The following is a 21623-nucleotide window of genomic DNA, read 5'->3' on the forward strand; positions in this document are numbered from 1 at the left end:
GCGCCAAGGGTACCCGAGGCCGTCAGCGCGTGCGCCAGCCCCATGCCGCCAGACCGCCGGCGACGAGCGCCGCGACCCAGGAGGCCGCGACCGGAATCGCCTGCCCGCCGATCTCCACGGGCGCGCCGACCAGCGCGCGCCAGGCCTGCAACAGCGCGACGAGCGTGAACAAGATCGCCGAAGCAGTGACATACCCACGGTGCGATGTCGCCATGGCCGGTTTCCTCAGAGGGGTTTTTTCAGGTAGAGCTGCACGGGCTTGAACGGGTGCGTCTGCACGACACTTACCAACTCCCAGCCCTGCAGGCCGAGTTGCACGAGCTTTTCCTGCACCACGTCGCGCGCCATGCCCAGGAAGCCGGGCTTGACCTGCACGACCTGGTAAGTCCAACGGTCACTCGCCATCGTTGTGTTCCTCTTCTTTCGTCGGCGGCGGCGCCGGCAGGCGCCCCGCCTTGCGCAAGGCGTCGCGCAACACGTATTCGATCTGCGCGTTGAGCGAACGGATCTCGTCGTCGGCCCACCGCTGCGCGGCGTTCAACACGTCCGCGTTGATGCGCAGCGGATAGGCCTTCTTCTCACCCATCAGTAGAGCGTGCCCGCGTTGACGATCGGCTGCGTGGAGCGTTCGCCGCACAAGACGACCAGCAGGTTGCTGACCATCTGCGCCTTGCGCTCTTCATCCAGGTGCACGACGCCGTTCTTCTGCAGCTCGGCCAGGGCCATTTCGACCATGCCCACCGCGCCGGCGACGATGCGCGTGCGCGCGGCGATGATCGCGTTGGCCTGCTGGCGCTGCAGCATCGCCTGCGCGATTTCCGGGGCGTAGGCCAGGTGGCTGATGCGCGCGTCGATCACCTGCACGCCGGCATCGGCCAGGCGTTCGGACAATTCCTGCGACAGATGCGTGCTGATTTCCGCCGCGTGGCTGCGCAACGACAGCTGTCCGTCCTCGTGCTGGTCGTAGGGATAGCTGGTGGCCATCGCGCGCAACGCCGATTCGGACTGGATCTGCACGAAGCTTTCGTAGTCGTCGACGTTGTAGACCGCCTCTGCCGAATCCACGACCTGCCACACGATCACCGCGGCGATTTCGATCGGGCTGCCGTCGAGCTCGTTGACCTTGAGCTTGCCGCTTTCGAAATTGCGCACGCGCTGGCTCACCTTCCGCTTGGCGTAGAAGGGGTTGTTCCAGCGCAGGCCGTTTTCCTTGACCGTGCCGACGTACTTGCCGAACAGGCTCAGCACCGCGGCCTTGTTGGGCTCGACCATGTACAGGCCGAACAGGCAGAAGAAGGCGAGCAGATCGGTCAGCAAGCCCAGGACGACCCAAAGGGGCGCCTCCATGCGGATGCCGTTGAACATCAGGAATCCGCCGACCAGCAGCACCGCCAGCAGCATGAGCAGCATGGGGATGCCCGCGGCGGAACGGATGGGGTTCTCTTTCATCGAAGGCCTCGACAAGCCCCGGGATTGGGGCGCGCCGATGTGATATCACTCTGATATCAGCTAAGCAAGCGCTGGGCGACGAATGGCGACGCTCAGCGGGTCGCCGGGAGCCAGACCAGCGGCGCCGGGCTGAACTCGCCGGTCGCGATCAGGCCCTTGCCGTTCGGCAGCCAAGCCAGGGCTTCGGCCTGGTGCAACCAGGGCAGCGGCTGCGTAGCGGGCACGCGCGCGACCGCCTGCGGCCACGATTCGCCGGGCGCCCGGCGATAGAGCAGCAAGCGGTCGTAGGTCAGCACCGCGAGGGTCAGGCCATCGGGCGAGAGATCGGCCGCGGTGACCTGGCGGCCGAGCGCGATGCGCCGCGGATCGGAGACGCCGGATTCGGCCGGCGCTTCGGCCAGGGTGCCGATGCGGCGCGCGACGACCACTGCGCCCCGTGCCGGATGCAAGGGCACCGAGAACAATTGCGCCGGTTTGCGCTTCTTCGATATCAGCAGCACTTCGCCGGCCTGCGCATCCACCGCGACGGCTTCGCAATCGCGCGGACCGTCGGGCCAGCGGAAGGCGATCGACCATGCGGCCGACACCGCGCCACCATCGACCAGCGGATCGGGCTCGGGAACGACATGCAACTGCGCCGTGCGACGCAGGCCGCCGTTGTCGCCGGTGTCGGCGATCAGCAGCCAGTGGCGGCCCTCCCACTGGAAGGCGTCGAGGTCTTCCCAATCGGTGTTGCGCACGCCCGCCACGCGCACGCTCGCGATACGCGAACCCCGCCGCGAGATCGCATGCAACATCGGCCCGTTGCCGCCGTCCTGGAGCAACCACAGTGTGTCGCGATGCACGGTGGACGTCGCAAGGCCGCTGGTCTCGTCGATCGAACCGTCGAGGATCACGCCTGCCAGGCGCGGTTGCAGGCCCTGGCCGTCGCATGCGGCGAGCAGCGCGCAACAGGTCAGGGCGGTCAGGGCACGGGGCATACGCATGAGGCGCGCAGGATGGCATGGCCGGCGCGGGTACACTACGCGCCCCATCTTTCGGCACCTGTTCGATGCCCACGATCGGTACGCCCCTGTCCCCGCACGCCACGCGCGTGCTCCTGCTCGGCTCGGGCGAACTGGGCAAGGAAGTGGCGCTGGAATTGCAACGCTTCGGCGTGGAAGTCATCGCCGCCGACCGCTATGCCGACGCACCTGCGATGCAGGTGGCGCACCGCAGCCATGTGCTCGACATGCTCGACGGCAACGCGGTGCGCGCGCTGATCGAACGCGAACGGCCGCACATCGTGGTGCCGGAAATCGAAGCGATCAGCACGCCGACGCTCATCGAGATCGAAGCCGAAGCGAAGGGCAGCCTGCGCGTCATCCCCACTGCGCGCGCCGCGCGGCTCACGATGGATCGCGAAGGCATCCGGCGCCTCGCCGCGGAAACGCTCGGGCTGGCGACGTCCGCGTATCGCTTCGTCGACACGCTCGCCGACTATCGCGACGCCGTGCAGGCCGTCGGCCTGCCGTGCGTGGTCAAGCCGGTGATGTCCTCCTCCGGCAAGGGCCAGAGCCTGGTGCGCACGCAAGCCGACATCGACGCGGCGTGGGATTACGCGCAGACCGGCGGCCGCGCCGGCGCGGGCCGCGTCATCGTCGAAGGCTTCGTCGACTTCGATTACGAAATCACGCTGCTCACCGTGCGCCACGCCGGCGGCACCAGCTTCTGCGAACCCATCGGACACCTGCAGCGCGACGGCGACTATCGCGAAAGCTGGCAACCGCAGCCGATGTCGCCGAAGGCACTCGAACGCTCGCAGCAAATCGCGAAAGCCGTGACCGACGACCTCGGCGGTTGGGGCGTGTTCGGCGTCGAGCTCTTCGTCAAGGGCGACCAAGTGTGGTTCTCCGAAGTCTCCCCGCGCCCACACGACACCGGCCTGGTCACGCTCGCCTCGCAGGATCTCAGCCAGTTCGCGCTGCATGCGCGCGCGATCCTCGGACTGCCCATTCCCGCGATCCGCCAACTCGGCCCCACCGCTTCGTGCGCGATGCTCGCGCAGGGCCACGGCGTGCCGGTGTTCGACAATGTCGAAGGCGCATTGCGCGAGGCGGACACTGCGCTGCGCCTGTTCGGCAAACCGCGCGTGGAAGGGCATCGCCGCGTGGGCGTCACCCTCGCGCGCGGCACGGACATCGACGCGGCCCGCGCGCGTGCGCGCGATGCCGCCGCCGCCATCACCATCCGTTTGGAACAATGACGCGATGAACGAATCCGAAGGTTACGTCGTCTACTTTTTCCCGCAGGCGCTGGAAGCACTCGGCGAAGCGATCAAGCCCTATCTCCGCGAAGGGCCGGGCGGCGAGCACGTGCTCTGCCACGAGATCGATACGGCGGGCGCGTTGCTGGAGATGACGATCCAGGCACAGGCCAAAGACGGGCGCACCGTTGCGCTGGAGTTGATGGTCCCGCAGTCGATGGTGCGCATGGTGGTCTCCGCGCACAGTGAGGCGGAGTTCGGATTTTCGCCCCGAGTGGCCCCGGCCCTGATGGCGTCCTTGCCGCCGGTGGCGGGAAAGGCACCCGCCCCCAGCGCCCCCCCGCAAGCGGTGCCGCAAACGGGCGAAGCACCGAAGGCCGAGGCAACAAATCTGCCGCCGGAAGGTTGACAGCCGCTTCCTCGACAACAATCGGGTCAGTGCGAAGCTTGCTTCGCACCGGAAAACCAACGTTCAAGCGAATCGCCCGAGCGAGAGCCAGCGCTCGAAAGGCGATGCCCCAGCGTTGTGAGTTTMAAATTTTTTTCCCAAAAAAATTTGAAACTCACAACGTTCGGGCGGCGCGTCAATGACGCAGGCGGGCTCTTGCTGCTTCGGCCCCTCACACCATCCCTTGCCACGCCCTGCCATCGAACGCTTCCAAAGGTCGGAAGCGCCGTTTGTAATCCATCTTGTCGTGCCCCTCGATCCAGTACCCCAGATACAGATGCGCGCGATTATCCCGTTGCGCCCACGCGATCTGCCGCAGCAACGACAAAGTCCCCAGCCCACGCTCGGGCAGATCCGGGTCGAAGAAGGTGTACACGGCCGACAACGCATTCTCGACGACGTCGGTGATCGCAACGGACAACAACCGCCCCGGCCCCTTGCCTTCGCTGCGCTCGCGCAATTCCATGAAGCGCCCGTGCGACCAACTGCCGATCAGGAACTGATCGAACTCGATGCCGCCGTGTTCGTCCATGCCGCCACCGCGATGCCGCGCCCGCAGGTAACGTTGGTACAGCGCCAACTGTTCTTCCGTTCGCTCCGCGGGAACGATGCGGGACTCCACATGGGCATTGCGTGTCAGGCAACGGCGCTGACTGCGATCGGGCGTGAACTGCGCAACCGGGATGCGCACCGCGACACACGCGCGGCAACCCTGGCAATGCGGCCGATACACGATGTCGCCGGAGCGGCGGAAACCCCACCCCAGCGCGAGCGGATACAGGTTGGGCATGCGCGGGTCGCGCGGATCGAGCACCAGGTCGCGTGCGATGCGCGTGGGCCAATAACCACACGCGTGGTCGCCGGTGTGGAAGACGCGGAGTTCATCCTGGTCCGGGGTGTTGTTGGCGCCCATGGCCGGAGCATACCGCCATCGAATGCGAAGACGTTGTCGCGTCCCCGTCACGCGATGTCGTGAAGTCCGCGTCAGAACGTCACGCGGCCCGATGCCACCAGACCGGCGATCAGCCCGCCCAAACCGCCCAGCGTCCCGAGCACCAGGCCGATGCGGCAGTGGATGCGCTCGCGGCGCCTGCGTTTGGCCGCGCCTTCGGGGTCGACGCGCGCTTCCACCGCGAAGCGGCGCGCTTTCGCGCGGGGCTGCACGACGCCGGTCTGCCAGAACACGATGCCCATGAACACGCAGGTGGCGAGCGTCGCCGGCACCCATCCGCGGGTGGAGGTCGTGGTCAGCAGCATCGACACGAGGTAACCGAAGATCGCGAACACATTCACGATGGCCGAACGGGTGAGCGCTCGCCGTTCTTCCGCGTCCATCGCTTCGCGCATCTGCTTGCGCCAGCCCCAGAAGATGCTCGCGTTCGCCGCCACCAGCCCGATGCCGACGCCCGAGGCGGCGCCGAGCAGCACCTGCCCGATCGTCTTCGCGCCCAGGCCCGCGCCGCCGATCATCGTCGCCGCGGCGGCCGACGGGCTGGCGACCACGAGCGCGCTGGTCACGATGGTCGCGAAGGCAGCGGCCGGCGCCGAGCCCTTCGCGAATTCGCCGAAGCGCTGGAGCAAGTCGTCCTGTACCTGTTGGCGCGCACGCGACAGACGCTTGCGCACCGCGGCATCGGACAAGCCGAGCAGTGCGGCGACCTGTTTGGAACTCTGGCCCTCGCGATAGAACAGCAGCAGCGTTTCGCGGCTGTCTTCGGGCAAGGCGGAAATCACGTCGGCGGCGGCGACGTGGCGCTCTTCGTCGATCAGCGCATGCAAGGGCGAGGGCGCGGGATCGGCGGCGGCTGCGATCGCGGCCTCCATGTCATCGACCGGGAAGGGGCCGCGTACCTTCGCGCGCAAATGATCGCGTGCGAGGTTGCGCGTGATCTGCCGCAGCCAGGGCAGGAAGCTGTCGGCGTTGTGCAGGCGGCGCAGGTGCTGCCATGCGCTGAGGAAGGCGTCCTGCGCGATGTCCTCGCTGCTCGGCACGTCGCGCGTGATCGCCAGCGCAATCGCCGTGATCGTGTTCTGGCAGGCGATCACGATGCGCCCGTAGGCATCGCGGTCCCCCTCGCGCGCAGCGGGGAGTTCCAGGCGGATCAGCTGGTCGATGGTGGTGTCCATGGGCATCAGGACGTCGCTGGTCGCCGGATGTGACTCAACGGACCGCGAGGACCCGCAACACGCGCCAGGTCGCCTCGGTCCGGCGCACCAGCAGCGTGCGGACCTGGGTGGCCTGCGCGCCTGCGCTGATGACGGCAAGCTCGACCGTGCCGGTGCCCGAGCCGTCGGTGCGGTAGTCGCGGATGTCGATGAGGACGGCCGTCTTGCCGGTCGTGTCCGCGCAATCGAAGCGGGTCTTCGAAGCGGGCAGGTCGGCGAGTTGGGCCTTGGTCGCAGGCGTGCCGTCGATGCGAACGCAGGCCACTGCCGGTGCGTCTGCGGTGAGTTCGACGCCGGTGAGCATCGCCGCCAGCGCGGGCGGGGTTTCCACGGGATACGCGCCGGGCACCGGATCGACCGGCGCGGTCTGTGCAGCGGCGGGCGCCGCGGCAACAGGGGTCGCTGCAACCGGCGCCTTCGCAACCGGTGCCGACGTATTCGCCCGATGCGCCGCAACCCACGCCAGCCCGACCGCAACGACGATCAGCACCAACAAGCCCATCTTGTAACGGAACGCGCGCTTGGTCGGCGCCACCGCGGCGCGCAATTCGTAGGTCCCGGTGATTGTCGACTCCGGCAGGAAGCTGTCGCTCCCGCCGCGCGTGGAGTCGAGCAGGCCCGCTTCGCGCAGGATCTGCCGCGCGCGTGGCTGGTCTTCCGACTTCAACACCCACACCGCGGGCAAGGGGCCGCCGGCTTCGTCGTCCTTGTATGTGCGCCGCCCGCTCCAGGCGCTCTTGTACGAGCGCCCGTGCGTGATGCGTACTTCGATGCCTTCGTCGGCGAGCATCTTCGCGATGCCTTCGACGTTGGACAGGCGCGGGCTGGAAAACACTTGCCGCATGTCAGGCCTTGCCTTCGTTGATGACGCGGATCAGGCCTTCCTGCGCGGTGCTCGCCACCAGCTTGCCGGCGCGGTCGTAGATCTGGCCGCGCGCGAGGCCGCGCCCGTCCTGCGCCGTCGGGCTGTCGATGGAATACAGCAGCCATTCGTCCGCGCGGAAGGGACGATGGAACCACAGCGCGTGATCGAGCGAAGCCATCAACACATTCGGCTGGTAGTAACTGATCCCGTGCGGGAAAGTCGCGGTGCCGAGCAGATGGAAATCCGACGCATACGCCAGCAACGCGCGATGCAATTCCGGCGCATCGCCAACGCGTTCGCCCAGGCGGAACCACACGTGCTGGAAGGGCGGGCGCTTGGGCGGATTGAGTTCGTCGCGCGGATACACATGGCGGAATTCGAACGGCCCCTGGCGCGACAACCAGCGCTGCACCTTCGAGGGCAAACGCGCCAGATGATCGGGCGTGAGATCGGCGGTCGGCGCGATGTCCTCGGGCATGGGCACTTCGGGCATCGACAATTGATGCTGGCCCTGGCCCTCTTCCGCGCGTTGGAAAGACGCTGCGAGGAAGAAGATCGGCTGGCCGTGCTGGACCGCGGTGACGCGCCGCACGGAGAAGCTGCCGCCGTCGCGCGTGCGGTCGACGAGGTAGACGATCGGTGCATCGATGTCGCCCGCGCGCAGGAAATACGCATGGAGCGAATGCGCGCTGCGCGGCTCGGTGACCGCATCCATCGTCGCCTGCGCCGCCGACAGCGCCTGCCCGAGCACCTGTCCGCCGAACACGTATTTCGTGCCGATGTCGCGGCTCTGGCCGCGGAACAGGTTGTCCTCGAGGCGTTCGAGGGAAAGCAGTTCGATGAGTTCGGAAACGGGGGGCGCGTTCATGGCCGGAGTATAGACGGCGCCCCTGGCGTCAAGGCTCGAACGGGTTCGGTTCGAAGCGCTTGAGCCGGACTTCGCGCAGCACGCGGTCCCACGGGAACAACGGTCCGGGATCCAGCTTGCGATGCACCGTCTTCGTCGGATCGTCTTCGGCCGCGACGGTGGTCGTGTCCAGGTCCTCGTGCCCGGCGATGAAGCGCAGCGCCGGATAGTCCTGCGCCAACACCTTCAGCAAGGCGATCAGCGCGACGATCTGCGCATCGGTGTAGGGCTCGTCCATCGCCTGGTGGTTCGCGTCGAGCCAGCGCGGGTAGCGCCCGGTGTTCACCAGCTCGATGCCGATCGAACGCGGGTTGTAGCCGCGCGTGTGGTTGGCCACGCGCTCGGGCGAGACCCACAGGTGCACCGAGCCGTCGCGATCGATGTAGTAGTGGCCGCTGTTGCCCTGGCCCGAATCGGGATAGAGCACGCGCTGCCCGTAGTCGCGCGCGGTCGCCAGGTCCGGCAGCTCCGTGCAATGGATGACGACCAGGTCGATTTGCGCACGGGGGCGCGCGTCGAGCCGGGCCTCGTAGGGCAGGGGTGTGATTTCGACCGGAAGCTCCGGCGGCGGCATGGGCACCATGGCCGCGATGCTAGCATCGCGATGTTTCCTCCCCCACAAGCAAGCATGCCCGCCATTCCGCCCCCCGGTTCCGCGCTCGGCCGCCTCATGGCGACGTTGCCGCGCGCCGGCCGCGTGGAATGGATCGGGTTGCGGCCCAAGCGCGACGTGCCGATGGCGCCTGCCGAATCGGTCGAAGCCAAGACGGGCAAAGGCCTGGTCGGCGACCGCTACACCGGCGGCAGCGGCAACCGCGGCGTCACGCTCATCCAGGCCGAACACCTGCCGGCCATCGCGGCCCTGTCGGGGCATGCATCGGTTTCGCCGGCCTTGCTCCGCCGCAACGTCGTGGTCTCCGGCATTCCCCTGATCGCGTTGAAGGGCCGGCGCTTCCGCATCGGCGAGGTCGTGCTGGAAGGCACCGACGCCTGCGATCCGTGTTCGCGCATGGAAGAAGCGCTGGGCCCCGGCGGGTTCAACGCGATGCGCCACATGGGCGGCCTGTGCGCGCGCATCGTGGAAGGCGGGCGGTTCGGCATCGGCGACGCGGTGTCGGCGATCGAAGACAAGGACGGTTGATGCGCGGTCATTGCATTTTGTCGCACGGGTTCGAAAGCGGGCCCGATGCCACCAAGGTCACGGCGCTCGCCGAGGTGGCCGAGCGTTTCGGCTGGAGCCACGAGCGGCCGGATTTCACCGATCTGGACGGCAAGCGCGAGGTCAGCGACCTCGGCGATGTCGCCGCGCGCGTGCAACGTTTGCTGCGCATCACCAGCGAGGCCGCCGCGAACGGGCCGGTCGTGCTCGCCGGTTCGAGCCTCGGCGCATGGATCTCCGGCCGCGTGTCGCTGCAGGTGCCGGTCGCCGGTTTGTTCCTCATGGCGCCGCCGATCGCACTGGACAAGACCCATCCCTTCGATGCCGCCGGCGTTCCGACCTCGATCATCCACGGATGGGAGGACGAACTCATTCCCGCACGCGATGTCGTCGCCTGGGCGCAGTCGCGTCGCGCGGCCTTGTTGATGGTCGACGACGGCCATCGCCTCTCCGCGCACGTGCAGGCCAGCGCCGACGCATTCGCCGCGCTGCTTGCGAAGCTCTGACATGAAATTCTTCGCCAGCTGCGGAAAGGGCCTGGAATACCTGTTGACCGACGAGTTGATCGCGCTCGGCTGCACGCGCGCCACCGCGACGATGGCGGGCGTCAACGTCGAAGGCGAGCTGCTCGACGCGCAACGCGCCGTGTTGTGGTCGCGCCTGGCCAGCCGCGTGCTGTGGCCGATCACCGAATTCGATTGCGCGGACGAACATGCGCTGTACGCAGGCGTGTCGGCCGTGGATTGGGAAACGCACCTCGGCCCGGGGCACACGCTCGCCGTCGATGCGCACGTCTCGGGCGAAGCGCTGACGCATGCACGCTACGCAGCGCAACGCGTGAAGGATGGCGTCGTCGACGTGCTGCGCCAGAAGACCGGCGCGCGGCCCGATGTCGACATCGAATCGCCGGACGTGCGCTTGAACCTCGTCGTGCGCAAAAACCGCGCGATCCTCTCGATCGACCTCGGCGGCGGCCCGCTGCATCGCCGCGGCTGGCGCAGCGCGCAAGGCGAAGCGCCGCTGAAGGAAAACCTCGCGGCCGCGGTGTTGATGCGCGGCCAATGGCCGACGCTGTATCGCGAAGGCGCATCGCTGCTCGATCCGATGTGCGGCAGCGGCACGTTGTTGATCGAAGGCGCATTGATGGCCGGCGATGTTGCGCCGGGCTTGCAGCGTCACGGTGCGGCGTTGCCGACGCGTTGGCGCGGGTTTGACAACTCGGCATGGCAATCGCTGGTCGACGATGCAATGCGCCGGCGCGATGCCGGTCTGCTTGCCTTGCGCCCCGCCTTTTTCGGCAGCGATGCCGATGCGCGCATCCTCGAAGCCTCGCGCGGCAACGCGCAGGCCGCCGGCGTCGGCCATGTGCTCGACCTGCGCCCGACGCCCGTCGAATCGCTCACGCGCGCAACCGACTTCGGCCCGCGCGGCCTCGTGGTTTGCAACCCGCCCTACGACGCGCGCCTGGCCGCCGATCCGGCGCTGTATCGCGCACTCGGCGACGCATTGCGCCGCAACGCGCCGGAGTGGCGCGCCAGCCTGCTGTGCGGCGACGACGATCTCGCACGCGCCACCGGCCTGCGCGCGAACAAGCGCTATCAACTGTTCAACGGCGCGATCGAATGCACGCTGATCGTGTGCGACCCGATCGCACCGCCGCAGCGTTCGGTCGACGCACCCGCGCCGGTGTTGTCGGAAGGCGCGCAGATGGTCGCCAACCGCCTGCGCAAGAACCTGAAGAAACTGAAGGCCTGGCGCGAGCGCGAAGGCGTCGACAACTTCCGCGCCTACGATGCGGACCTGCCCGAATACGCCGCCGCGATCGACGTCTACACCGACGCCGACTCGCGCGAACAATGGCTGCACGTGCAGGAATACGCGGCGCCCGCGGAGATCCCCGAAGAGACCACGCGCAAGCGCCTCAACGCCTTGCTCGCCGCCACGCGCGAGGTCTTCGGCATTCCGAAGGAACGCATCGCGCTGAAGACGCGCAGCGTCGGCAAGGGCGGCAGCAAGTACGGGCGCTTCGACCGCCGCGGTGAATATCTCGTCGTGCGCGAAGGCGACGCGCGCCTGCGCGTGAACCTGTTCGATTACCTCGACACCGGCGTGTTCCTCGACCATCGCCCGCTGCGCCTGCGCATCGCGGAAGAGGCACGCAACAAACGTTTCCTCAACCTGTTCTGTTACACCGGCGCTGCGACCGTGCAGGCCGCGCGCGGCGGGGCATCGAGCACCACCAGCGTCGACCTCAGCGGCACCTACCTGCAATGGTTGACCGACAACCTCGCCGAGAACGGCATCGGCGGCGGCCGTCACCGCCTCGTACAGGCCGACGCGATCCAATGGCTCCTCGCCGACCGCGGGGACTACGACCTGATTTTCTGCGATCCACCGACGTTCTCGAATTCCGCGCGGGCCAACGACTTCGACGTACAACGCGAACACGTGCGCCTGCTGCGCGCCGCACTCATGCGCCTGGCGCAGGGCGGCTCGCTGTACTTCTCGAACAACTTCCGCCGCTTCAAGCTCGACGAAGCGGCCTTGTCCGACATCGCCTCGATCGAAGACGTCACCGCCTCGACGATCCCGCCGGATTTCGCACGCGACGCCCGCATCCACCGTTGCTGGCGCTTGCGGCGCCTGGGCATGGACGCGCGCGGATGAACGTGCGCGCCGGCTGGTGGGCGCTGTTCGGACAGTGGTTGCGCAATCCGCTGCAGACCGCGTCGATCGCGCCCTCGAGCCGCGATCTCGCGCAGGCGATGGTCGATGAATTGCCGCACGACACACACCGCGTCATCGAACTTGGCGGCGGCACCGGATCGGTCACGCGCGCGTTGATGGCGCATGGATTGCGTGGCAATGATCTACTGGTGATCGAACTCAGCGAATCGCTGCATGCGCATTTGCGCAAACGATTCCCGGCGGTGCGCGTCGCATTGGGCGATGCGAGCGACCTGCCCGAGATCGCCGCGCACTGTGGATTCCTCGCAGGCGGCCTGGCAGATGCGATCGTGTCGAGCCTGGGCCTGCTCGCGATGCCGGAGGACCTGCAGCAACGCATCCTGGCCGCATCCTTCGCGTGCCTGCGCCCGGGCGGGCGCTTCATCCAGTTCACCTACGGCCCGCAGGCTCCGGTGTCCGAATCGGTGCAGCAGGCCTTGCGCCTGAAGGTGCGGCGCGGGGGCTTCGTGCTGCGTAACGTGCCGCCGGCGACCGTGTATGTGTATGAGCGGCGCTGAAGACATCAGGGCACAATCCGTCCATGACCAAGCTGATCGTCGCCATGGCAATCGTGTTGCTCGCGGCAAGTTGCGTGCAGACCCCGCAAGCGCCGAATTCCGCGGGGCCCTTCGTTGGGCTGGACCTCCCGAAGCTGCCAGAGGGTGACCGCAGGATCATCACCGAGGCATCCGAGGACTTCCGCGCCGTCGTGGAGGGAAAAAAGCCGGTCCACGCGGTCTTCGACAAAGATGCGCCGCTCCCTGCCGATGGCGGTACGACGTTTTACCAGGGGAAGGGCTATCGGCTGACGATCCTGATCAGCCTGTCCGACTTCGGCGAGGTTCACGGCACGGCCTACGGACCTGTCGTGGAGTTCGAACGGGCGTTCGCTCCCGGAAATACGTCGGAGATCTCGGATATCCGGGTGTATTCACCGGAGGCGTTTGGCAAACTCATGAGGGACTAGGACAGTCGGTGCCGGGGGCAGGAGCGATGGAGCAAGATCCATTCGCAAGGATCGCACTCTCGATTCCAAGCCTGCTCGTGGGCTTGGGCATCGCCGGTTTCGCGATTTACTCGAACTATCTGGTTTTGTTCGCGCGCCCGCCAGGATGCGAGATGTTGTGCCCCCTCCTGGGATTACCGCCAACAGCGACGACCGTGGTTTGGTCGATGTGGTGCCTGGCATGGTGCGTTCCCGCATGGCGGACGCTCGATCGGCGTCGACGCGTGCTGGCCATCGCGTGCCTGGTCGCATCGTTGGCCAGTTTCGTCATGCTCTATATCGCCTTTTGAGCGCTTGCAGATACCGAATGCAATGACGAGTCCTCGAAAAATCGTTCTGCACTCGACTCTGGGCTATCGGCCCGAACTCAACACGTTGATCGCGAGTTGGATTCGGGAAGGGGTCAAGTATGTCGGGGTCGTGGGTGTTGAGGCCGCGCGGATCGAAGATGCAATCGATGATCTGTGCATCGGTGACGGCGCAACTCCATATTTCATGTTGACGGCCTCCCACGGTGCGGACGAAACGCTCGACGACGCGGTCTTCCTTGCGGAGCGACTGTCGGAGGAACTGGGCGGGCCTGTCACCGTCGTCGAGTTCTGAGCGCTGTCGCCAAGGGCGCGGTTGGAGTTCCTAAGCCCGGATCTGACTCGCCTTGCGCCAAGCCGCCAACCCCCAGTAACCGACGCCGGTAAACACGGCACACCCCGCTTGTACGTATTGTCCGATCGACCAACCGGCGTCGCGGCCGGTCAGCACGATGAAGATGGGGAACGCCACCAGGTACACCGCGAAAAGCCGGAAGAACCAGGGTGGAAGGAGTCCGCCATGGTCGGGTCGATTGAAGATCAAGCGCAGGGCGAGGGAGAGCACCCAGAGGCTGACCAACGCCAGCACCGTGCCGCCGAACCTGCCCAGGCCGGCGCCGTCTGGCTGGGGATCGAGGTACAGGGGGATGGACGAGACGACCAGGCAACACAGCGCGACGAATGCAACGAACAAACCGGCGAGGACGCGAATCGGCCACGGCCACGGGCGAGGCGGGAGGTATTCTTCCGACGGCAAGTCATCTTGCATGGCTGAAGAGCTTACCCGGCGGCTGGCGGGCGTCCAAACCCTGCGTTCCACGCACGGCACTGGTTTCGCCTTCGCCCCACCGCCATCGTTCCGGCTTCGCAACGAAGGAGGTCTCCATGTCCACCACGACCCAGTCCGCCGCCCGCGTCGCCCGCAAGCTGCGCGGCCGCCCGACGTCCGACGGCGCCGGCGTGAAGCTCACGCGCGTCATCGGCACGCCCGAGCTCGACATGCTCGACCCGTTCCTGATGCTCGATGAATTCGGCACCGACAAGGCCGAGGATTACCTCGCCGGGTTCCCCGACCACCCGCATCGTGGGTTCGAAACGGTGACCTACATGCTCGACGGCCGCATGCGCCACCGCGACAACCACGGCAACGAAGGGTTGCTCGTGCCGGGCAGCGTGCAGTGGATGACCGCCGGCCGCGGCCTGGTGCACAGCGAAATGCCCGAGCAGCAGGAAGGCCGCATGCGCGGTTTCCAGTTGTGGGTCAACCTGCCCAAGGCCAACAAGATGGACGCGCCGCAGTACCAGGAGTTCGCGCCCGATCGCATTCCCGTGGCGCATCCCGCGCCGGGGGTGTCGGTGAAAGTGATCGCCGGCAGTGTCGGTGAGGTGCGCGGTCCGATCGTGCAGCCGGCGACCTCGCCCGTTTACCTCGACATCGAACTCGCGCCGTCGACGAGCTGGTCGTATGCCTTGCCCGAAGGCCACAACGCATTCGCGTATGTGTTCGAAGGCGATGCGACGATCGGCGAAGGCGAAGACGCGCGTGCGCTGGACAAGCAGGAACTCGCGGTGCTCGGCGGCGGCGATACGCTGATTGCATCCTCGGGTGCGCAGGGCGCGCGTTTCATCGTCGTCGCAGGCCGCCCGCTGCGCGAGCCGGTCGCACGCTACGGCCCGTTCGTGATGAACACGAAGGAAGAGATCATGCAGGCCTTCGCGGACTTCCAGGGCGGCCAGTTCTGATGACGGCGACGTTCAGGAACCCGTCCTAGACTTGCCGTCACACCCCAGCAAACGGAGTTGCCGATGCTTCGCACGACCCTCGCCGCGTTCCTCGCGGCCTGCGCCCTGACCGCCTGCGCCAGCAATGCATCCGATGGCGGCGGCACGACTTCGCAGGAGAGCACGATGCGTTCGATCACCGCCGGTGCTTCGGAAAAACTCGCGCCGAAGGAAACCGTCCGTTTGCCCGACGGCGCGACGTTGCAGTACGTGTCGGTGACGCAGGATTCGCGCTGCCCGCCGAACGCGCGCTGCATCCGCGCCGGCGATGCCGACATCGAGTTCGTGTTCGCCAACGGCGCGCAGGCGACGGTGCAGGCGAACCTGCCCGAGGCGCCGTCGAAGAACATGGGCGCCTGGCGCCTGACGGTCGAAGCCCTCGAATTCAACGAAAAGCCGGCGGTCACGATCCGCGTGGATCCGGCCCAATAACAAAGGCAATGCAATGACCACGATCGTCGCTCCGCGTGTCCATGATCTCGGCGGTTTCCAGGTGCGCCGCGCCGTGCCTTCGATCCAGGCGCGCAGCGTGGGGCCGTTCGTGTTCGTCGATCACATGGGCCCGGCTCTGTTCGAGCCGGGCCGCGGCATCGATGTGCGGCCGCATCCGCACATCGGGCTGGCGACGGTGACCTTCCTGTGGGCGGGCACGATTTCGCATCGCGATACCTTGGGCAGCGTGCAGGACATTCGTCCGGGCGATGTCAACTGGATGACGGCGGGGCGCGGCATCGCGCATTCGGAGCGCACGCCCCCGGGCTTGCGCGAGGCGCCGCATCCGGTGCACGGGATGCAGACCTGGGTCGCGTTGCCGAAGTCGCACGAGGAAGTCGCGCCTGCGTTCTTCCATCACGCAGCCGATGCGTTGCCGATGATCACGCGGCCGGGTGTCACGTTGCGGGTGATCGCGGGGCGTGCGTTCGGCGAGGAGTCGCCGGTGGCGGTGTTCACCGATACGTTCAACGTGGCGGTCGACATGGCGCCGGACGCGGAGTTCGAGGTCGATGCGCGTGCGGTGGAGCGTGCGTTGTATGTACTCGAAGGGAAGTTGCAGTTGGATGGTGCGGATATTCCCGAGCAGCATCTGGTGGTTCTGGATCGCGGGGTGAAGCATCGCGTGCGTGCGCTCGGCATCGTCAAGGCGATGTTGTTGGGCGGTGAGCCGTTGGATGCGCCTCGGCATATGTGGTGGAATTTTGTTTCTTCGTCGAAGGAGCGGATCGAGCAGGCCAAGCAGGATTGGCTCGAGGACAAGTTCGGGAAGATCGCTGGGGAGACGGAGTTCATTCCTTTGCCTGAGCGGTGAAGCGGGGTTCGTTGAATCTTGCATCGCGTTGGCGGGTTCGCCTCCACCAGAATTGCGCGGCGTGCCGTCGCATTGGAGGGCCTCATTGCTCCGCAAGAGCTCACGCTCCGCAATGAGGCCCTCCAACGCGACGACCACCGCGCACCAGGCGTCGGGTTGCGCGACAGCACTGTGGGGAACGGGGGCGTCGCGAATTCAGGCCTGCGCGCGTACAGCCAGCACACCAGACGGGCCGGCGCCTCGCCCGTCGAGGACATCACGACTTGCGTGGGTGCTGGTCCTCGCAAGCGCGATGTCCTCTCTCGGGCGTCGGCGCCTTCGCGGCGATCTGATTGAGAGCGGGGTTAGCGTGGTGCTGTCAGTTCGCGGCACGCTTCCAGGATTTGTGGGACGCACGATTCGGCTGTCATGCCGAGGCCTTCATGGCCGTGCTGCTCGTGGTCGAGGACCATGAATTTATCCAGCTCCGGAGGAAGACCGAGCTTCTGGCCGATTCCTGCGATCAAGCCGCACCCCAAATTCGGCTCCATGACGCCGGCCAGGATTTGCCCGGCGATTCGAACTGCGTCTTCCATCGATTCGAAATTCTGCACGGCCCAGCCTCTGCGTAATGTTGAACATCCTCGCATTCCGCTTTCCGATCAGATCGCTGCGAGGAACGTCGCCTGCCAGAGGCGACCATGCGCGACGACGCGAGCGCCGAGGTGGGCGACGTTCCGTCCATCTGGTGTGCTGGCAGTAGGCGCGGATCCATCAGCCGCGACGCACACACTCATCAAGTGCTGTCGCGAGACCATCAGCCGCGAGCGCAGCGGTGCGTCGTGTTGGATGTCCTTTTGCGGAGCGTTTGCTTTTCAGCGCAGTCAAAAGGACATCCAGCACGGCGTGCCGATGCGCAAATCTGGTGGCGCAACAAAACACAAACCTACGCAACTAAACGCGCATCCCCCGCGCGCCCAGATGCTGGGCCATCTGCACCGGCTCCGGCATCCGCTCCTCCGCGACAAACCGCTTCACCAGATCCGCAGCCGACGCCATCGCCACCCGATGCCCCGGCGAAACGATGATCGGCGACACCTCCGGCTTGCTGCGCAACACCCAACCGATCTGCTCACCGTGATCCCGCAACGGCGTATACGCCCCGCGCACCTGCTGCAGATCCGCCGCCGTGCCCAACAACAATTTGTTCCCGATCCCGATCGTCGGCAACCCCGACACCACGCCGAAATGCGACGCGATCCCGAACCGCTGCGGATGCGCGATCCCGTCCCCGTCGAACAACACCAGATCCGGCGCCTGCGGCAACATGTCGAGCACCCGCAACAACGCCGGCATCACCTGGAACGACAGGAACCCCGGCACGTACTTCGTCGACGCCGATACATGCGCCACCTGCGCATCGATCAGGTCCATCGACTCGGCGTCGATCAACACAGCGACCGCCCGCGTACGCGTGCCCTCGTCCTCCATCGCCACCGCGAACCCCGCGACGGCGCGCAAGGGCGAGCGGAATCCGTCGCGCAACAACACGCGCCGCGCCATCATGTCCTGCAGGGCGCGCGCCTGGGCGACGCTGCCGTCCCAGGGGTCGAGGGGATTGTGTTCGAGATTGGTCATGGGTCAGAGCATACCGGCCGCGCGCGAAGGTGCCGGCCAAGCGGCCGTCACGCAAGCCCGCCCAGGCCCGGCCGCCGGCTCAAGCCGCCCGCTGCAATGCCGTCAGCAACCCCCGCGCAGCCTGCACCCGGGCGGCGGCATCGGGCAAGTCCAGCTTCAGGCGCAGCTTGTCGGGGCCGTCCATCGCGTAGTGCTGCGGCTGTTTCTGGATCATCCGGATCACCGTCATCGGGTCGACGTCGGGCTTGGATTCGAATTGCAGGCGACCGCCCGCCGGCCCGAGGTCGATCTTGCGGATGCCGATGCGCGTTGCCTGCAGCTTGAGTTCGGCGATGGCGAACAGATGCTTGGCCGGATCGGGCAACAGGCCGAAGCGATCGATCATTTCGACCTGGAGGTCGCGCAGTTCGTCGGCCGAGCGCGCGCTGCTGATGCGCTTGTATAGCGTCAGGCGCGCATGCACGTCGGGGAGATAGTCGTCGGGGATCAGCGCCGGCACGTTGAGCACCACTTCCGCGCCGCGATGCTCGAAGTTCGGATCTTCGTCTGGCAGCTTGCCTTGCTTGATCGAACGCACCGCGCGCTCGAGCAGTTCGGTGTACAGGCTGAAACCGACTTCCGCCATCTGCCCGCTCTGGTCTTCGCCGAGCAACTCGCCCGCGCCGCGGATTTCCAGGTCGTGCGTGGCCAGCGTGAAGCCGGCGCCGAGTTCGTCCATCGAGGCGATCGCCTCCAGGCGCTTGCGCGCATCGACGGTGATGCTGCGGTTGTCGGGCGCGACGAGGTAGGCGTACGCGCGATGGTGCGAACGACCGACGCGGCCGCGCAACTGATGCATCTGCGCCAGGCCGAGTTTGTCGGCGCGGTTCATGATGATCGTGTTCGCGTTGGGAATGTCGATGCCCGACTCGATGATCGTCGTGCACAGCAACACGTTGAAGCGCTGCTTGTGGAAATCGAACATCACGCGTTCCAGTTCGCGCTCGGGCATCTGGCCGTGCGCGATGCCGATGCGCGCTTCGGGCACGAGGTCCTGCAGGTCGCGCTGCATGCGGCCGATGGTCTCCACGTCGTTGTGCAGGAAGTACACCTGGCCGCCGCGCGCGAGTTCGCGCTGGTGCGCCTCGCGCAGCAGGGCGCCGTCCCACGGCGTGACGAAGGTCTGCACCGCGAGGCGATGCGCCGGCGGCGTGGCGATGATCGACAGGTCGCGCAGGCCCGCCATCGCCATGTTGAGCGTGCGCGGGATCGGCGTGGCGGTCAGCGTGAGCAGATGGACGTTCGCGCGCAGGGCCTTCAGGGCTTCCTTCTGGCGCACGCCGAAACGCTGCTCCTCGTCGACGATCACCAGGCCGAGGTCCTTGAAGCGCACGTCCTTCTGCAACAAGCGATGCGTGCCGACGATGACGTCGATCTTGCCTTCGGCGAGCTTGTCGAGTTCGGCCTTGATCTCCTTGGTGCTCTTGAAGCGCGAGAGCACTTCGACCTTGAGCGGCCAATCGGCGAAGCGATCGCGGAAGTTGCGGTAATGCTGTTCGGCGAGCAGCGTCGTGGGCACGAGCACCGCGACCTGCTTGCCGCCGGTCGCGGCCACGAAGGCCGCGCGCACCGCGACTTCGGTCTTGCCGAAGCCCACGTCGCCGCACACCACGCGGTCCATCGGCTGCGAAGAGGCGAGGTCGCGGATCACCGCTTCGATCGCCGCGTGCTGGTCGGGCGTCTCCTCGAAGGGGAAAGTCGCGGCGAAAGGTTCGTACAGGGCACGATCCACGTCGAGCGCGATGCCCGCGCGCGCGTGGCGCTTGGCCTGGATTTCGAGCAGTTCGGCGGCGACGTCGCGCACCTTCTCGGCGGCCTTGCGCTTGGCCTTGGTCCATTGCTCGCCGCCGAGGTTGTGCAGCGGCGCGGTTTCCGGCGAGGCGCCGGAGTAACGCGAGATGCGATCCAGTTGCGCCACCGGCACGTACAGGCGATCGCCCTTGGCGTATTCGATTTCGACGTACTCGGCGGGCGTGCCGCCGGCTTCGAGCGTGACCAGGCCGCGGTAACGGCCGACGCCGTGATCTTCGTGGACGATCGGCGCGCCTTCGCTCAACTCGCCGAGGTCGCGGATGATCTGTTCGGGTTCGCGGCCAGCGCGCTTGCGGCGGCGCGGTTGCGAGGCGCGTTCGGGAAAGAGTTGGCGTTCGGTGAGCAGGGCGATCGGTGTGCCGCCGACCAGCGCGCCGTCGAGCGCGAAGCCATCTTCCAGGGGCGCGACCGCGATGGCGAAGCGCATCGTGCCGGCGAGGAAGGCTTGCCAGTCGGCGATGGTTTCGGGATTCACGCCCGCCGCATGCAACACGTCGAGCAAGGCTTCGCGACGGCCGGCGGAATCGGCGGCAATGAGCACGCGGCCGGGATAGGTCGAGAGGAAGGATTGCAGCGCGCCGGCGCCGGCTTCGCGCGCGGCGATGGGCAGGTCGGGCGCGGGCTGGTCGCCGAGCGCTTGTGCCTTCGCGGCCTTCGCATCTTCGCCGCCGACCACATCCACGCGCGGACGTGCGTTGAGCGTTTCGCGCAACTGGTCGGGCGAGAGGTAAATCTCGTTGGGCGCGAGCAGCGGCCGTTCGATGTCGTGCCGGCGTTGTTCGTAACGCTCGGCGGTCTGCGTCCAGAACACATCCGCACAGGCGAGCGCGCCTTCGGTCACGATGGGCAACATGCGATCGCCGAGGTAATCGAACAGCGTCGCGGTCGTGCCTTCGCCGCGCGTGGCTTCGAAGAACAGCGGCAGGTAATACTCGATGCCGGCCGGTGCCAGGCCGACCTTCAGATCCTGGAACAGCGCGCTGCGGCGCGTGTCGATGTCGAAACGATCGCGCAAGGCGTCCATCGCACGCTTGCGCGCGTCTTCGTCGAGCGGGACTTCGCGGCCGGGCAGCATCTGCACTGCGTCGACCTTGTCGAGCGAACGCTGCGATTCGGGATCGAAGGCGCGGATCGAATCGATCTGGTCGTCGAACAACTCCACGCGATACGGTTCGTGCGCGCCCATCGGATAGACGTCGAGCAAACCGCCGCGCACGGCGAAGTCGCCGGGATCGAAAACCTGCGGCACGTTGCGATAGCCCGCGCTTTCCAGGCGGCGCTTCTCCGCATCCAGGTCGAACACCTGGCCGACGCGCACGTCGAAGGTGTTGCCGACCACGTAACGCACCGGCGCCACGCGTTGCAGCAGCGTCTGCACCGGCACGACGACGATGCCGCGCTTGAGCGTCGGAAGACGCAGCAGCGCGGCAAGGCGCTGCGACACGATGTCGGCGTGCGGGCTGATCTGGTCGTAGGGCAGCGTTTCCCAATCGGGGAAGGGCAGCACGGGCAGCGATGCGTCGTCGCCGAGCAGCGTATGCAGGTCGGATTCGAGCTGGTGCGCGCCGTGGTTGTCTTTCGCGACCACGAGCACCGGGCCCTCGTGCACGCGCGCGGCGCGCGCGATGTGGAAGGCGAGCGCGGAGGCGGAGGCGGGCGCGCGCCACCAGGCGCGCGATTGGCCGGCGCGGGGAAGGGGCGGGGTCAGGGAGTCGGTGATGTCGTTCATCGTGTCCGCGAAGAAAAGCAGCGCATCGCCCGGACGCTTTCGCGGCCAGCGGGAAGGA

General features: G+C 66.9%; 25 protein-coding genes. 11 read left to right on the forward strand and 14 right to left on the reverse strand.

Features of this window, described 5'->3' with window-relative positions; all coding sequences use genetic code 11:
- Nucleotides 1–22: 22 nt before the first annotated feature.
- The 5 genes from AB4059_RS12225 to AB4059_RS12245 form a co-directional block, all read right to left on the reverse strand.
- Nucleotides 23–214 carry a hypothetical protein gene (locus AB4059_RS12225; protein ID WP_498979260.1) on the reverse strand — a complete coding sequence of 64 codons (192 nt, stop codon included), beginning with the start codon at nt 212–214 and terminating at the stop codon, nt 23–25.
- 11 nt (nt 215–225) lie between these two features.
- Complete coding sequence (locus AB4059_RS12230) at nt 226–405, reverse strand: DUF4177 domain-containing protein (protein WP_498979261.1); 180 nt, start codon at nt 403–405, stop codon at nt 226–228.
- The gene (locus AB4059_RS12235; protein WP_498979263.1) at nt 395–586 is read right to left on the reverse strand and encodes a type II toxin-antitoxin system antitoxin; all 192 of its coding nucleotides are present in this window, start codon (nt 584–586) and stop codon (nt 395–397) included. Before AB4059_RS12235 ends, AB4059_RS12230 begins: the two co-directional genes overlap by 11 nt.
- On the reverse strand, nt 586–1449 hold the full coding sequence (locus tag AB4059_RS12240; protein WP_498979265.1) for an SPFH domain-containing protein: 864 nt from the start codon (nt 1447–1449) through the stop codon (nt 586–588). Before AB4059_RS12240 ends, AB4059_RS12235 begins: the two co-directional genes overlap by 1 nt.
- A 92-nt stretch (nt 1450–1541) precedes the next feature.
- Nucleotides 1542–2435 carry a hypothetical protein gene (locus AB4059_RS12245; RefSeq protein WP_498979266.1) on the reverse strand — a complete coding sequence of 298 codons (894 nt, stop codon included), beginning with the start codon at nt 2433–2435 and terminating at the stop codon, nt 1542–1544.
- A gap of 65 nt (nt 2436–2500) precedes the next feature.
- Here AB4059_RS12245 and purT point away from each other — a divergent pair, with 65 nt between their 5' ends.
- Nucleotides 2501–3694, forward strand: coding sequence for a formate-dependent phosphoribosylglycinamide formyltransferase (gene purT / locus AB4059_RS12250; protein WP_498979268.1), 1194 nt, complete (start codon nt 2501–2503; stop codon nt 3692–3694).
- 4 nt (nt 3695–3698) lie between these two features.
- Entirely contained in the window at nt 3699–4103 is a 405-nt protein-coding gene (locus AB4059_RS12255; RefSeq protein ID WP_498979269.1) for a hypothetical protein, read from the forward strand.
- Nucleotides 4104–4314: 211 nt separating this feature from the next.
- Here AB4059_RS12255 and AB4059_RS12260 read toward each other — a convergent pair whose 3' ends face one another.
- From AB4059_RS12260 to AB4059_RS12280, 5 genes are all read right to left on the reverse strand, one after another.
- On the reverse strand, nt 4315–5055 hold the full coding sequence (locus AB4059_RS12260; protein WP_498979271.1) for an arginyltransferase: 741 nt from the start codon (nt 5053–5055) through the stop codon (nt 4315–4317).
- 71 nt (nt 5056–5126) lie between these two features.
- Nucleotides 5127–6269, reverse strand: a complete 1143-nt coding sequence (locus AB4059_RS12265) for an RNA polymerase sigma factor (protein WP_498979272.1) — start codon at nt 6267–6269, stop codon at nt 5127–5129.
- Between the two features lie 34 nt (nt 6270–6303).
- Nucleotides 6304–7152, reverse strand: coding sequence for a hypothetical protein (locus AB4059_RS12270; RefSeq protein WP_498979274.1), 849 nt, complete (start codon nt 7150–7152; stop codon nt 6304–6306).
- A 1-nt stretch (nt 7153) separates the two neighbouring features.
- Nucleotides 7154–8041, reverse strand: a complete 888-nt coding sequence (locus AB4059_RS12275) for an acyl-CoA thioesterase (RefSeq protein WP_498964493.1) — start codon at nt 8039–8041, stop codon at nt 7154–7156.
- 28 nt (nt 8042–8069) lie between these two features.
- Nucleotides 8070–8654: an N-acetylmuramoyl-L-alanine amidase gene (locus AB4059_RS12280; RefSeq protein ID WP_498979696.1), complete on the reverse strand. Its 585-nt coding sequence runs from the start codon at nt 8652–8654 to the stop codon at nt 8070–8072.
- A 54-nt stretch (nt 8655–8708) separates the two neighbouring features.
- Here AB4059_RS12280 and AB4059_RS12285 point away from each other — a divergent pair, with 54 nt between their 5' ends.
- The 6 genes from AB4059_RS12285 to AB4059_RS12310 all read left to right on the forward strand — a co-directional run bounded on the left by AB4059_RS12285 (nt 8709) and on the right by AB4059_RS12310 (nt 13575).
- Entirely contained in the window at nt 8709–9221 is a 513-nt protein-coding gene (locus AB4059_RS12285) for an MOSC domain-containing protein (RefSeq protein ID WP_498979275.1), read from the forward strand.
- The gene (locus tag AB4059_RS12290) at nt 9218–9745 is read left to right on the forward strand and encodes an alpha/beta hydrolase (protein ID WP_498979276.1); all 528 of its coding nucleotides are present in this window, start codon (nt 9218–9220) and stop codon (nt 9743–9745) included. Before AB4059_RS12285 ends, AB4059_RS12290 begins: the two co-directional genes overlap by 4 nt.
- Nucleotide 9746: 1 nt before the next feature.
- Nucleotides 9747–11906 (forward strand): bifunctional 23S rRNA (guanine(2069)-N(7))-methyltransferase RlmK/23S rRNA (guanine(2445)-N(2))-methyltransferase RlmL, encoded by a 2160-nt coding sequence (gene rlmKL / locus AB4059_RS12295; protein WP_498979277.1) that lies wholly within the window; start codon nt 9747–9749, stop codon nt 11904–11906.
- The gene (locus AB4059_RS12300; RefSeq protein ID WP_498979278.1) at nt 11903–12484 is read left to right on the forward strand and encodes a class I SAM-dependent methyltransferase; all 582 of its coding nucleotides are present in this window, start codon (nt 11903–11905) and stop codon (nt 12482–12484) included. Before rlmKL ends, AB4059_RS12300 begins: the two co-directional genes overlap by 4 nt.
- A 23-nt stretch (nt 12485–12507) precedes the next feature.
- Nucleotides 12508–12933: a hypothetical protein gene (locus AB4059_RS12305; protein WP_498979279.1), complete on the forward strand. Its 426-nt coding sequence runs from the start codon at nt 12508–12510 to the stop codon at nt 12931–12933.
- 351 nt (nt 12934–13284) lie between these two features.
- Nucleotides 13285–13575 (forward strand): DUF7684 family protein, encoded by a 291-nt coding sequence (locus AB4059_RS12310; RefSeq protein ID WP_498979280.1) that lies wholly within the window; start codon nt 13285–13287, stop codon nt 13573–13575.
- 30 nt (nt 13576–13605) lie between these two features.
- Here AB4059_RS12310 and AB4059_RS12315 read toward each other — a convergent pair whose 3' ends face one another.
- Nucleotides 13606–14049: a hypothetical protein gene (locus AB4059_RS12315; RefSeq protein WP_498964501.1), complete on the reverse strand. Its 444-nt coding sequence runs from the start codon at nt 14047–14049 to the stop codon at nt 13606–13608.
- 116 nt (nt 14050–14165) lie between these two features.
- Between AB4059_RS12315 and AB4059_RS12320 the strand changes: the two genes are divergently transcribed.
- The 3 genes from AB4059_RS12320 to AB4059_RS12330 all read left to right on the forward strand — a co-directional run bounded on the left by AB4059_RS12320 (nt 14166) and on the right by AB4059_RS12330 (nt 16368).
- On the forward strand, nt 14166–15023 hold the full coding sequence (locus AB4059_RS12320; protein ID WP_498979282.1) for a pirin family protein: 858 nt from the start codon (nt 14166–14168) through the stop codon (nt 15021–15023).
- Nucleotides 15024–15086: 63 nt separating this feature from the next.
- Nucleotides 15087–15494: a hypothetical protein gene (locus AB4059_RS12325; protein WP_498979284.1), complete on the forward strand. Its 408-nt coding sequence runs from the start codon at nt 15087–15089 to the stop codon at nt 15492–15494.
- A 13-nt stretch (nt 15495–15507) separates the two neighbouring features.
- On the forward strand, nt 15508–16368 hold the full coding sequence (locus tag AB4059_RS12330; RefSeq protein WP_498979285.1) for a pirin family protein: 861 nt from the start codon (nt 15508–15510) through the stop codon (nt 16366–16368).
- Between the two features lie 344 nt (nt 16369–16712).
- Here the strand turns inward: AB4059_RS12330 and AB4059_RS12335 are convergent, their stop codons facing one another.
- The 3 genes from AB4059_RS12335 to mfd form a co-directional block, all read right to left on the reverse strand.
- Nucleotides 16713–16943 (reverse strand): hypothetical protein, encoded by a 231-nt coding sequence (locus AB4059_RS12335; protein WP_498979286.1) that lies wholly within the window; start codon nt 16941–16943, stop codon nt 16713–16715.
- A gap of 358 nt (nt 16944–17301) precedes the next feature.
- Nucleotides 17302–17985, reverse strand: coding sequence for a deoxyribonuclease V (gene nfi, locus AB4059_RS12340; protein ID WP_498979287.1), 684 nt, complete (start codon nt 17983–17985; stop codon nt 17302–17304).
- 79 nt (nt 17986–18064) lie between these two features.
- The gene (gene mfd, locus AB4059_RS12345; RefSeq protein ID WP_498979288.1) at nt 18065–21565 is read right to left on the reverse strand and encodes a transcription-repair coupling factor; all 3501 of its coding nucleotides are present in this window, start codon (nt 21563–21565) and stop codon (nt 18065–18067) included.
- Nucleotides 21566–21623: the final 58 nt, after the last annotated feature.

The organism is Lysobacter sp. 2RAF19, from assembly GCF_052115395.1.
Taxonomy (GTDB): domain Bacteria; phylum Pseudomonadota; class Gammaproteobacteria; order Xanthomonadales; family Xanthomonadaceae; genus Noviluteimonas.

What these genes read in the sequence shown, in the direction of transcription:
- AB4059_RS12230 (WP_498979261.1), bottom strand. Translation starts at nt 405, where the DNA reads ATGGCGAGTGACCGTTGGACTTACCAGGTCGTGCAGGTCAAGCCCGGC.
- AB4059_RS12325 (WP_498979284.1), top strand. Translation starts at nt 15,087, where the DNA reads ATGCTTCGCACGACCCTCGCCGCGTTCCTCGCGGCCTGCGCCCTGACC.
- AB4059_RS12275 (WP_498964493.1), bottom strand. Translation starts at nt 8,041, where the DNA reads ATGAACGCGCCCCCCGTTTCCGAACTCATCGAACTGCTTTCCCTCGAA.
- AB4059_RS12265 (WP_498979272.1), bottom strand. Translation starts at nt 6,269, where the DNA reads ATGGACACCACCATCGACCAGCTGATCCGCCTGGAACTCCCCGCTGCG.
- AB4059_RS12245 (WP_498979266.1), bottom strand. Translation starts at nt 2,435, where the DNA reads ATGCGTATGCCCCGTGCCCTGACCGCCCTGACCTGTTGCGCGCTGCTC.
- AB4059_RS12240 (WP_498979265.1), bottom strand. Translation starts at nt 1,449, where the DNA reads ATGAAAGAGAACCCCATCCGTTCCGCCGCGGGCATCCCCATGCTGCTC.
- mfd (WP_498979288.1), bottom strand. Translation starts at nt 21,565, where the DNA reads ATGAACGACATCACCGACTCCCTGACCCCGCCCCTTCCCCGCGCCGGC.
- AB4059_RS12255 (WP_498979269.1), top strand. Translation starts at nt 3,699, where the DNA reads ATGAACGAATCCGAAGGTTACGTCGTCTACTTTTTCCCGCAGGCGCTG.
- purT (WP_498979268.1), top strand. Translation starts at nt 2,501, where the DNA reads ATGCCCACGATCGGTACGCCCCTGTCCCCGCACGCCACGCGCGTGCTC.
- rlmKL (WP_498979277.1), top strand. Translation starts at nt 9,747, where the DNA reads ATGAAATTCTTCGCCAGCTGCGGAAAGGGCCTGGAATACCTGTTGACC.
- AB4059_RS12315 (WP_498964501.1), bottom strand. Translation starts at nt 14,049, where the DNA reads ATGCAAGATGACTTGCCGTCGGAAGAATACCTCCCGCCTCGCCCGTGG.
- AB4059_RS12235 (WP_498979263.1), bottom strand. Translation starts at nt 586, where the DNA reads ATGGGTGAGAAGAAGGCCTATCCGCTGCGCATCAACGCGGACGTGTTG.
- AB4059_RS12305 (WP_498979279.1), top strand. Translation starts at nt 12,508, where the DNA reads ATGACCAAGCTGATCGTCGCCATGGCAATCGTGTTGCTCGCGGCAAGT.
- AB4059_RS12335 (WP_498979286.1), bottom strand. Translation starts at nt 16,943, where the DNA reads ATGGAAGACGCAGTTCGAATCGCCGGGCAAATCCTGGCCGGCGTCATG.
- AB4059_RS12320 (WP_498979282.1), top strand. Translation starts at nt 14,166, where the DNA reads ATGTCCACCACGACCCAGTCCGCCGCCCGCGTCGCCCGCAAGCTGCGC.
- AB4059_RS12285 (WP_498979275.1), top strand. Translation starts at nt 8,709, where the DNA reads ATGCCCGCCATTCCGCCCCCCGGTTCCGCGCTCGGCCGCCTCATGGCG.
- AB4059_RS12270 (WP_498979274.1), bottom strand. Translation starts at nt 7,152, where the DNA reads ATGCGGCAAGTGTTTTCCAGCCCGCGCCTGTCCAACGTCGAAGGCATC.
- AB4059_RS12280 (WP_498979696.1), bottom strand. Translation starts at nt 8,654, where the DNA reads ATGCCGCCGCCGGAGCTTCCGGTCGAAATCACACCCCTGCCCTACGAG.
- AB4059_RS12300 (WP_498979278.1), top strand. Translation starts at nt 11,903, where the DNA reads ATGAACGTGCGCGCCGGCTGGTGGGCGCTGTTCGGACAGTGGTTGCGC.
- AB4059_RS12330 (WP_498979285.1), top strand. Translation starts at nt 15,508, where the DNA reads ATGACCACGATCGTCGCTCCGCGTGTCCATGATCTCGGCGGTTTCCAG.
- AB4059_RS12310 (WP_498979280.1), top strand. Translation starts at nt 13,285, where the DNA reads ATGACGAGTCCTCGAAAAATCGTTCTGCACTCGACTCTGGGCTATCGG.
- AB4059_RS12260 (WP_498979271.1), bottom strand. Translation starts at nt 5,055, where the DNA reads ATGGGCGCCAACAACACCCCGGACCAGGATGAACTCCGCGTCTTCCAC.
- nfi (WP_498979287.1), bottom strand. Translation starts at nt 17,985, where the DNA reads ATGACCAATCTCGAACACAATCCCCTCGACCCCTGGGACGGCAGCGTC.
- AB4059_RS12225 (WP_498979260.1), bottom strand. Translation starts at nt 214, where the DNA reads ATGGCGACATCGCACCGTGGGTATGTCACTGCTTCGGCGATCTTGTTC.